Origin of the sequence: Streptomyces sp. NPDC058964, assembly GCF_042741275.1 — a bacterium.
Lineage (GTDB): Bacteria > Actinomycetota > Actinomycetes > Streptomycetales > Streptomycetaceae > Streptomyces.
Genome location: NZ_JBHYKH010000266.1, coordinates 9076 through 12154 on the forward strand (window position 1 = coordinate 9076; position 3079 = coordinate 12154).

The following is a 3079-nucleotide window of genomic DNA, read 5'->3' on the forward strand; positions in this document are numbered from 1 at the left end:
GTGGTGGGTGGGGGGCGGAGCCCTCCTCATGTTCGCAACCAGCCCCGGCCGGAGTTTCGATCAGCCGCTGCGCGCGACCGCCCTCCTCGCGCCGCACGGCTGGGCCGACCCGGGCAGCGGCCCAGGCGGCTTCCAGATCAACAAGACGGCCGCGTACGCGCGGATCACCGCGGCGCAGACCAGCGAGGACGCGTGGCGCCTGGTGGTGACCGGCCCCGGCGGAACCGTCCGGCTCAGCCGCGCCGAACTCGCCCGGCTGCCCCTGCACAGCTCCGCGCTCCCGATCGCCTGCGTGGAGGGCTGGTCGACCGCCGACCAGTGGTGGCGCGGAGTGCGCCTGCGCGACCTCGCGGCCCTGGCCGGCCACGACGGCGAACCGCCGGACGTGCTCGTCGAGTCCCTGCAGCGCCACGGCGCCTTCCGCAGGGCCGCTCTGCGCGCCAACCAGGTGGCGGACCCGCGCTCACTGCTCGCCCTGTACGCCAACGGCGAGGACCTGACCCTCGACCACGGCTTCCCCGCGCGGGTCATCGTCCCAGCCGCGCCCGGTGTGCTCAACACCAAGTGGGTGGCCCGGATGACCTTCGGAGACCTGTGATGACCCGCCGGATCCCGCTCGGCAGTCCGCTGCAACTGCTGCTGCTCGCCTGCTCGTTCGCGCTGGCCGGCTATGCCGGGGTGCGGCTGCTGGCGGGTGACTGGCTCGGCGTGGCACTGTGGTTCGTCGGCGCCGCCCTGATCCACGACCTCGTACTGCTGCCGCTGTACGCCTCGGCCGACCGCGCCGTAGTGCGGGGCCTGTCCGCGACCGGCCGCCGGGAGTGGGCGATGTACGTCCGCGTCCCGGCAGCACTGTCCGGGCTGCTGCTTCTGGTGTGGTTCCCGCTGATCAGCGGTCGGATGGAGAGCCGCTACGAGCTGGCGGCGGGGCTGTCGACGGACGGCTTCCCGGCCCGCTGGCTGCTGATCACCGCCGTGCTGTTCGGCGGTTCGGCCCTGCTGCTGGTGCTGCGGCTGCGCAGGGCGGCGAAGGACCGGTCGCCCGAGACACACTGAGCGGTGGCGCTCCAGCCGGCGCCCGCCGCGGTCCGGAGCAGGGCGGGTGTGCCGAGCCGCCCCCGCGGGAACGGGCTCCCGGCCGCGCGCCTGCCGTCGAGCCGGACGACCTGGACACCGACCCTGGGCGACCGCGGCCTCGCCGACGTCGGCGCCGAGGGCGCGCCGGCCTCGTGCGGCCTGGGCCGCCCCCAGTCGTCCGGGCCCGCAGCCGAGGTCGCGGGCCGGGCCCCGCACCGCGCGGGCACCTCCAGGCCGACCCCGTCGGCCTCGGCGCACCAGCGCTCCGCCTCCAGCGGGAACAGCCGGCCGTCGGCGCGCCGCAGGAAGAGGGGGCCGCGTCCGGTGCGTACCGCCTCGGAGCAGGCGTCGGCCCACGGACGCGCCGAGCCGGGCGCTGTGAAGCAGGGCGGCGCGATCCCGTGTGCGGTGCTCATCGGCCGGTGACCGCCGTCAGCCGGGCCAGCCGTGCCGCGAACCGGCCGTGCGGGGCGGAGGCCGCGACGGCCGCCGCGTCGGCGGCGGTGTCGACGTCACGCAGCCGGGGCAGGTCGCGCACCCGCAGGCCCGCGGCGACGAGCCGCTCCCGCTGGACGGCGCCGGTCACCGGCGTGGACATGGGCACGCCCCGCAGCAGTCCTGGATCGGGCTCGGCCAGCCCCAGGGCCCAGAACCCGCCGTCCTCGGCGGGGCCGAAGTACGCGTCGCAGCCCGCGAAGTCCACCGTGAGCAGGGCCGGGGTCACCTGAGGTGTGTCCATGCCGATGAGCAGGGACGGCCCCGCGCACCGGGCGAAGGCGTCCGCCAGCCGCTCGTCCAGCCCGCCCGCCCCCTGCGCCACGACGTCGAAGCCGGGCGGCAGCCAGGGACCGGTCGCGCCGTCGAGGACGAGGACGCGCCGGGCGGCGGGGGCCGCGGCCACCGCGTCCAGGGTGTCCGCGAGGGCCGCCTCGGCGAGCGAGGCCGCCTGCGCGGGGGTGAACGGGGGCGTGAGCCGGGTCTTGACCCGGCCCGGTCGCGGCTCCTTGGCGACGACGAGCAGTGTGGTCACCGGGGGACCCCCTCTTCGGTGGGCGATTCCGCCAGGACACGACGCATGTCCCGCATCGCCTGCCAGGTGCCACGCCAGGTGCCCGTCACCTTGGAGGAGCCGGTGCGCGGCAGATACGGCACGTCGTGTTCGGCGATGCGCCAGCCGGCGTCGGCGGCCCGTACGACCATCTGCAGCGGGTAGCCGCTGCGCCGGTCGGTCAGATCCAGGGCGAGCAGTGCCTGGCGGCGGGCGGCGCGCAGCGGGCCGAGGTCGTGCAGCCGCAGTCCGGTGCGGCGGCGCAGTATGCGGGCGAGCGCGATGTGGCCGCCCCGGGCGTGCGGCGGCCCGGCGCCGGGGGCCGCCGGCCGCCGTCGGCCGAGGACCAGGTCGGCCTCACCGGCGCGCACCTCGCCGACGAAGGGGGCCAGCAGTGCGGGATCGAGCGAGGCGTCGCAGTCGCAGAAGCAGACGATGTCCGCGGTGGCGGCGGTCAGACCCGCATGGCAGGCGGCGCCGAACCCGCGGCGCGGCTCGTGCACCACGGTCGCGCCCAGTGCGCGGGCGATGTCCGCCGAGCCGTCGGTGGAGCCGTTGTCCACGACGAGCGCGCGCCAGCCGCGCGGGACGCGGGCAAGGACCCAGGGGAGGGCCCCCGCCTCGTCCAGGCAGGGCAGGACAAGGTCGACGTCCGGGGATGGGGGAGAGGTCGTCACGGCTTCACCCTACGAACGCAAATGCCGCGAACCGGGCTTCGGCTCCTTACGGAACACGGATGTCCGGCCCCCGGGCCGCCCTCGGGCCCGCGGGCTCCCGGCCTGGCGCGAGGCTGGACGCGTGCGGCAGCCGTACGCGTCCGGGGAACCGACGACGGCCGGACGACGGCCCGGCGAGGGCGCCCGCGTCCTGGTCGTGGAGGACGCCCCCACCGTCGCCGAGGTCGTCTCCGGCTGTCCGGGCCGCGCGGGCTGCGTCGTGGACCGGGGCCCGGAC

Annotated in this window: 5 protein-coding genes; 3 read left to right on the forward strand and 2 right to left on the reverse strand. The window is 76.8% G+C overall.

The genetic code is table 11. The features are described from left to right. The 3 genes from ACFW2E_RS28045 to ACFW2E_RS28055 form a co-directional block, all read left to right on the forward strand. Positions 1-598, forward strand: a 598-nt coding sequence (locus ACFW2E_RS28045) for a molybdopterin-dependent oxidoreductase (protein WP_384469852.1), incomplete at its 5' end; no start/stop codon positions are given. After that, positions 598-1056: a hypothetical protein gene (locus tag ACFW2E_RS28050; protein WP_384469853.1), complete on the forward strand. Its 459-nt coding sequence runs from the start codon at positions 598-600 to the stop codon at positions 1054-1056. The genes ACFW2E_RS28045 and ACFW2E_RS28050, both read left to right, overlap by 1 nt. Positions 1057-1059: 3 nt before the next feature. Further along, positions 1060-1503 (forward strand): hypothetical protein, encoded by a 444-nt coding sequence (locus ACFW2E_RS28055; protein ID WP_384469854.1) that lies wholly within the window; start codon positions 1060-1062, stop codon positions 1501-1503. On the opposite strand, the gene ACFW2E_RS28060 is transcribed toward ACFW2E_RS28055, so the two are convergent. Continuing rightward, positions 1490-2107 (reverse strand): DUF2064 domain-containing protein, encoded by a 618-nt coding sequence (locus ACFW2E_RS28060; RefSeq protein WP_384469855.1) that lies wholly within the window; start codon positions 2105-2107, stop codon positions 1490-1492. The two genes, ACFW2E_RS28055 and ACFW2E_RS28060, sit on opposite strands and share 14 nt — an antisense overlap. Then, complete coding sequence (locus tag ACFW2E_RS28065) at positions 2104-2802, reverse strand: glycosyltransferase family 2 protein (protein WP_384469856.1); 699 nt, start codon at positions 2800-2802, stop codon at positions 2104-2106. Before ACFW2E_RS28065 ends, ACFW2E_RS28060 begins: the two co-directional genes overlap by 4 nt. Positions 2803-3079: the final 277 nt, after the last annotated feature.

Coding starts and splice junctions, on each gene's coding strand:
- ACFW2E_RS28050 (WP_384469853.1), top strand. CDS start 598: ATGACCCGCCGGATCCCGCTCGGCAGTCCGCTGCAACTGCTGCTGCTC.